Annotated in this window: 4 protein-coding genes and 1 other annotated feature; all 4 genes read left to right on the forward strand. The window is 48.9% G+C overall.

Annotated elements, in window-relative coordinates; translation table 11 throughout:
- Window positions 1–325 precede the first annotated feature (325 nt).
- The 4 genes from recJ (at window position 326) to HPY90_RS14315 (ending at window position 6,524) form a co-directional block, all read left to right on the forward strand.
- Window positions 326–3,181: a single-stranded-DNA-specific exonuclease RecJ gene (gene recJ / locus HPY90_RS14300; RefSeq protein WP_287195499.1), complete on the forward strand. Its 2,856-nt coding sequence runs from the start codon at window positions 326–328 to the stop codon at window positions 3,179–3,181.
- Window positions 3,181–5,355, forward strand: coding sequence for a RelA/SpoT family protein (locus HPY90_RS14305; protein ID WP_287195501.1), 2,175 nt, complete (start codon window positions 3,181–3,183; stop codon window positions 5,353–5,355). Before recJ ends, HPY90_RS14305 begins: the two co-directional genes overlap by 1 nt.
- A gap of 86 nt (window positions 5,356–5,441) precedes the next feature.
- On the forward strand, window positions 5,442–5,891 hold the full coding sequence (dtd, locus tag HPY90_RS14310; RefSeq protein ID WP_013174951.1) for a D-aminoacyl-tRNA deacylase: 450 nt from the start codon (window positions 5,442–5,444) through the stop codon (window positions 5,889–5,891).
- 12 nt (window positions 5,892–5,903) lie between these two features.
- Window positions 5,904–6,524, forward strand: a complete 621-nt coding sequence (locus HPY90_RS14315) for an MBL fold metallo-hydrolase (protein ID WP_013174952.1) — start codon at window positions 5,904–5,906, stop codon at window positions 6,522–6,524.
- 79 nt (window positions 6,525–6,603) lie between these two features.
- Window positions 6,604–6,863, forward strand: a binding site (T-box leader).
- The last annotated feature ends 265 nt before the right edge of the window (window positions 6,864–7,128 follow it).

Genomic DNA, 7,128 nt, shown 5'->3' on the forward strand with positions numbered 1-7,128 from the left:
CCAGATTGTTTTCTTTGATAAATTCCCGAAGGTGCTTCCTAAAAAGTTTTTCGTCCATTTTCCTTACCCCCTTGGTAAAAGTTTACCTTTTTCCCAAAGGGGTTTACACAGTTAATTGTACAGTCCCTAATTTGAATATTTTTCAGTAAAAGACCATCCGTGGACATCAGTGTAAATCGGTGTCCATCTGTGGCACGTTTTTCCGGACAGACCGTTTCAGATATGAGTTTGATGGAAATGCTTACCCCTTCTCTCTGGTATTAAACGTCATAGTCAAAAGACCTGAGCTTTTCGTGGACAGGCCTAAAAGTGAGCGAGGTAAGTCATGAGAAAGTTTCCGATTTGGACAGTGAAAACGGCAGAAAACCGAGTGATAAGGGAAATACAAGAAAGTTTAGGGATATCTGAGGTTTTGGCGCGTTTGCTTTGCTTGCGTGGGATCAGAACGCGTGAAGAAGCGCGCCTGTTTATTGATGGTGGTTTGGACGATTTACGTGATCCGTTTTTGTTGCCCGGTTTAGCCGCTGCGGTAAATCGGTTGGAAAAGGCACGCCAATACCGCGAAAAGGTACTCATTTACGGTGATTACGATGTTGACGGAATCTGCAGTGTGGTGATGCTGAAAGAGTTCCTAGATTATCTGGGAGTGGAAAACAGCTATTACATCCCGAATCGTTTCTCCGAGGGTTACGGTCTCAATGAGGAAGCGGTTAAGGAAGCCGTGCAAAAGCAATACCAACTACTGGTAACCGTTGATTGCGGGATTTCTTCCTGCCGGGAAATCGAATTAGCCGCTGGTTTGGGACTTGATGTAGTGGTTACCGACCATCATCAGCCGCCGGAGCAACTGCCGCCAGCTGTGGCCATAGTTAATCCCAAGCTTGTTCAAGAACCGGGCCTACAGGAACTGGCCGGGGCTGGAGTCGTGTTTAAGCTAGTCACTGCTTGGGCTGATATAGCTGCGCCCGAGTACGATAAGACTAAGTGGCTGGACCTGGTTTGCTTGGCTACCGTTGCCGACATAGTCGCTCTGCTGGGTGAAAACAGGTTGCTGGTTAAGGCTGGATTGGAGTTCGTCGCAAAAACGGAACGACCGGGACTCAGGGCTCTTTTGGATGAGAGCGGGTTGAACGGTAAGAGTCTTAAGGCCTGGCACATTGGGTATGTGGTGGCGCCGAGGCTTAATGCTGCTGGCAGGATAGGAGATGCAGATGTTGCAGTAGAATTACTTCTTACTCAAGACCCCGGGAAAGGGCTGGATCTCGCCAGGTTTCTGATTCAACAAAACCGTCAACGACAGGAGGTTGAAGCCCAAATACTACAGCAGGCCACTAAAGAAGTAGCAGGCAGCGCAGATATTGAAGCGCAGAGGGTACTTGTAGTGGCCGGAGATGGCTGGCATCAAGGAGTAATAGGGATTGTAGCTTCGCGGCTGACAGAACAGTTCGGACGTCCTACCATATTGATCTCCTGGGACGAGGACTACGGGAAAGGATCGGGACGGAGTGTCGATGGCTTTGATCTTTATCAGGCTCTGTGTCAGTGCTCTCATATTTTGAACCGGTTCGGGGGGCACCGCTATGCGGCTGGATTAGTTTTGGAAAGGGCTCGTTTCCACGAATTTCGTGAAGAAATCAATAGAGTAGCGGCTTCGATGACCGGGAGTGCCGGGTTAGTGCAGAGGTTGGAGATTGATTGTGAAGTAGCCCTAGATGACATAGACTGTCAACTCTTAAATGAACTGGCGATGTTAGAACCTTTTGGAGAGGGAAACCCAGTACCCAACTTGCTTTTGCGCCGGTCCCACTTATCCGATCTGATGTGGGTGGGAAAGAACTCGGAACACGCGAAGTTTTGGGTCGACAATGGCAAAAGGAAAATAGAGGCCATCGCTTTCAACGCCAAAATTGAAAAAGAGGTGGATTATTCGAGTTTTTTGGTTGACCTTGTATTCCAACCGGAGCTTGATGTTTATAATGGAGATACGAGGCTTGTACTTAAGGTCAGGGATATGAAGCCTAGTTGGGCAGCCGATGATTCACAGGCCCGGGCCCCTGCCGTAGGAGTGTCACCGCCGCCACCTGTTCTGCTATCGCTGGGACAAAAGGTCGAAAATGAACTCAGATGCGGTAGACCGGTAGTGTTGGTTTACCCCACTTTGCGGTGTTTGGACAGGCATCTTTTATCTATGCAAAGTTTCTTGTCACGTCGAGCTTTAGCTATACTTAGTGGGAGACAGTCTCGGGAGATGAGAAATAACGTAATACGGATGCTGTTAGCGGGCGAGAACCGCTTGTTTTTGACAACCGAGGTACTTTTTAAATACTATATAGAAAACTATGTTCTTCCTGAGCGGTTGCAATTACTGTGCTTTGTCATGCCGGAGGGGGAAGCCACTGACTTAGCAAATTTTGGACGGAATCACCTCGAAGTGACGACCTGTTTGCCTGATTCTAGTGATTTCGACCATGTGGTGCAGGTGGTAGAACCGGCAAAAAGGTTAGAAAGGGCGTTCATTTATGCCAACCGTGCGGTTACGGTTCACCGTCTTTGTGGTGAACGGGTGGGTTTGATATCAGAAGCGGGAATAGATGATATAGAGAAGCGTTGGCAGGCTAGGGATAGGTTTCGTCAGGGGTTAGAAAATGGTCTGGTTTCCGACGGTAAGTTTGGATTGGCGTTACCGTTTTTGTCTGAAGTAAAAGAGGTGTTGTTTGCCGATTCTCCCTTTGGGCTAAGCGAAGCGCTGGGTTTTATGAGTCAGGCCAGTCGTCCGGAAGAAGGGTTGTTTTTCTGCTTTACGGAAGAGGATTTGGCTGCAAACCGGCGTTATTTGGAACGGATTTTCCCTGGTCCAGATTCAGTTAATTCTTTTCTGGGGTATGTCAAAGAACTGGATAGGACCGAGGTAGCCATTGATCAGCAAATGATGTTAGAACTGAACGAGTACATGGGAAGGAAGCTAGAAACAACGGAGTTGAAGGCGGTTCTGCAAATTCTCCGTGAGTTGGACGTATGCCGCACCATTATGAATAATGGGAGGGTTCAAATAGTTTTCATGGACGACGGAAGTGGTAAAGCGAATATTACCGAATCCTTATACTTTCTCGAGGGGTACGCGACCCGAAAGAGTTTTCTCCGATGGTGCGAGGTGTGTCGAAGGGCGCGGGTGGTGATTTGATGGAACTTGCCCAGCTTATCAACAGAATCGAGAAATACCATTCACCGGAGGATATAACCGAAATCGAAAGGGCGTATGCTTTCGCAGAGAAGGCCCATGCTGGCCAGACCAGGATTTCTGGGGAGCCCTATGTGTGCCATCCTTTGGCGGTTGCCATAATCCTCGCCGAATTGGAATTGGATGCAGCTACTTTGATAGCTGCTCTTTTGCATGATGTGGTTGAAGATACAGAGGTCACCCTGGAAGAAGTCAAGCTTCAGTTTGGGGAAGAGGTGGCTCTGCTCGTAGATGGGGTTACCAAGCTGGGCAAGCTGGAGTTTATGTCTAAAGAAGAGGCCCAGGCCGAGAACCTGCGCAAGATGTTTCTGGCGATGGCCAAGGATATTCGAGTGCTTATTATAAAGCTGGCTGACCGCTTGCACAACATGAGAACCCTAGTTTATCAACCTGAGCGAAAACAGGTAGAGATCGCTGAAGAGACTTTGGAAATATTTGTTCCTTTGGCTCACAGATTGGGTATATTCCGTTTCAAATGGGAGTTGGAGGATTTATCTTTTCTATACTTGGAACCTGATACCTATTATGAGCTAGCCCGGCGGCTAAAAGCAAAACGCAAAGAGAGAGAGGAATACGTACACGAGCTGATAGCGCGAATAAGGGCAGAGTTGCAGAAGATAGGAATAGAAGCTGATATTGCCGGGCGTCCTAAAAACCTTTACAGCATTTATACCAAGATGCTCAAACAAGGAAAGGACCTGGATGAGATCTACGATAAAATCGCCATTCGGGTGCTGGTGGATACGGTCCGTGACTGCTACGGGGTTCTTGGGATAATCCATACCTTGTGGAAACCACTGCCGGGGAGATTCAAAGACTACATCGCTATGCCCAAACCTAACATGTATCAATCCTTGCACACCACCCTGATCGGGCGTGGGGGCGAACCGTTCGAAGTGCAGATAAGGACCTGGGAGATGCACCGGACGGCTGAGTACGGGATAGCAGCGCACTGGAGGTACAAAGAAGGGAAAACCAAAACCAGCGACCTCGACGAAAAGCTGGCTTGGTTGAGGCAGATGTTGGAATGGCAACAAGAGGTCAAGGATACCCGCGAGTTTATGGAATCTCTGCGCATAGACTTGTTTGCAGACACGGTGTTCGTCTTCACGCCCAAGGGCGATGTTGTAGAACTTCCTCGAGGGTCCTGCCCTGTAGATTTTGCTTACCGGGTACACACTGAAGTCGGGCACCGATGTGTAGGAGCTAAGGTTAACGGCCGTATTGTGCCTCTTGATCACCAGCTAAACAACGGTGATATCGTACAGATAATAACTTCGAAACAGTCAACTGGTCCGAGTCGGGACTGGCTGAATTTTGTGAAGACTTCTCAGGCCAAGAGCAGGATTAAGCAGTGGTTCAAGAAGGAGAAGCGAGAAGAGAATATTATAAGAGGCCGAGACCTGTTAGAGAGCGAACTCCAGAAAAACAACCTAGATCCTAAAGAGTTCTTAAAAGAAGAGCGCCTGCAGAAGATAGGGCAGAAGTTCAGTCTCAACAAAATAGAAGATTTGTTCGCTGCTCTGGGCGATGGAGCCCTGACGGCCAATCAGATCATCGGCAAAATGAAGGAGGAATTTTTCAAGCAGAAGCAGTTGGATGATCTTCTTGCTCGTAGCTTGAAGAAGCCCAAAACTGTGGGCAAGGTGGAAACGGGAGTCGGGGTCAGTATCAAAGGCATCAGGAACGTGGAGGCAAGACTTGCTCACTGTTGTAACCCGCTGCCGGGGGATGAGATCATAGGTTACATTACTCGGGGGAAAGGGGTGTCTGTTCATCGGGTGGATTGTCCTAACATCCACGCTCATCTGCGCGACCATAAAGAGGCAGAAAGACTGGTCGAAGTAGAATGGGACTCCAGCAACCAGGCTATTTATACCGTAGAAATCGAAATAACCGCTTTCGACCGCTCGCGTCTTACCATGGATGTCATGGCCGTAGTAGCAGAAGCTAAGATACCAATTAACTCAGTGTTTTCGCGAGCGGACCGAAAGAGTAAAATGGCGACCATAAACTTGAAATTGGAGATAAAAGACCCGAGTCATCTCTATGCGATAATGCAACGGATTGCCAAGGTTAAAGATGTTATGGAGGTTAAGAGAGTTGTTCATTCGTAGATATTCAATTCGGTGCGAGAAATATTACGCACCAAGCAACAAAGGATTCAGCCAAGACTCGCCTGAGACACGGGAGAGTGATTGATGTGCGGGCCGTAGTACAGAGAGTGGTCAAAGGAAGGGTTCTGGTAGAAGACAGAGAAGTGGGGCGCATCGGTCACGGACTTGTGGTGCTGCTCGGGGTCAAAAAGGAAGATAGCGAAGCAGATGCCAGGTATTTGGCGGACAAGGTCTGCAACCTGCGAGTGTTCGAGGATGATGCGGGTAAGATGAACAGGTCTTTGCTGGATATAGGCGGGTCCGTGCTGGTGGTGTCTCAGTTTACGCTCTTAGGTGACGCGCGCAAAGGAAGGAGGCCGAGTTTTAGCGAGGCCGCTGATCCCGTCCGAGCAATTCCACTAATAGACGCTTTTGTATCTGAGGTCAAGAACAGAGGGGTCGAGGTATCAACCGGTGAATTCGGTGAACATATGATGGTTGAGATTCACAATGATGGCCCCTGTACCATATTACTTGACAGCGAAAGAGTATTCTGAGGAGGGATTGGGTTGATTCTGAAGTGGCTAGAAGTAGGTTCGATCGGAGCAAACTGTTACATTATTGGCTGTGAAGAGACTCGGGAGGGGGCTGTCATAGACCCAGGGGGGAATGGCCCTTCGATTGTACAGGTTATTGAAAGCCTTAAACTGAAAATAAAATATATAATCAATACCCATGGGCATATTGATCATATTGGGGCTAACCGTCAGGTCAAAGAAGCTACCGGGGCAGAAATCCTGATTCATGAAGAAGATGCGGGTATGCTGACTAATCCGGTTTCCAATTTTTCAATGTTTATGGGCAGAAACATAACCAGTCCTCCAGCCGATAGGTTTATAAAGGACGGTGACATAATCAAGATCGGAAACACGATAGAACTTGAAGTCATCCACACTCCAGGACATACTCGGGGCGGCGTCTGCCTTAAAACCGGTGACATCATTTTTGCTGGAGACACGTTGTTCGCTGGCTCGATTGGCAGGACCGACTTCCCCGGGGGGTCTTTCAAGACTTTGATCGAGTCCATAAACAACAAGATAATGTGTTACGAGGACCACGTGAAGGTTTATCCGGGGCACGGACCGGCCACGACGGTAGGATTTGAACGCAAGCACAACCCGTTTTTGTGATATTGTTTCAAATCTTTCACGAAGTTCTTTACAAGAGGATGCTTTGCATGGTATGATTCACTCAAAGTAATCTAATACCGGAAAAGTGATGATGAAGGAAAGTAGCTCCACGGAATCCTACAGGGAGGAGATGCCGTGACTGGAAGCATCTCTAGGAGGAAAGGGAGTGAAGTTCCCTTCTGAACTCCCGGCTGAAACCGCCAAGCGGCAAGTAGGTCGAGGCGGAGACTTCCACCGTTAAAAGGAAGGGGATATCGGATGGCAGATCCCGTATCCTGCAAAGAGCGGACCGAGTTCAATTTGGGTGGTACCGCGGAAAGTAAGCTTTCCGTCCCATGGGCGGAAGGCTTTTTTGATTGCAAGGGTAACCGGGGCTACATCATCCCGTATCCTGGCGAGCGGGCTTGATCCAGGCCAAGTAGGGTGGTACCGCGGGAGGAAAGAAACCTCTCGTCCCTTTCGAGGACGAGAGGTTTTTATGTGCGCCCGGCATGGGCGCTGGCTATAGGGTGGAAGTCCCGAGCGGCGAAGGTAGCAGTAGCCATTAGCCTAAGGCAAGGGTGTCCATCGCGAGGTGGAATCTGAAGGAAGCCGGCGGCAAACC

The sequence above is a fragment of the Syntrophothermus sp. genome (genome assembly GCF_013314835.1).
Lineage (GTDB): Bacteria > Bacillota > Syntrophomonadia > Syntrophomonadales > Syntrophothermaceae > Syntrophothermus > Syntrophothermus lipocalidus.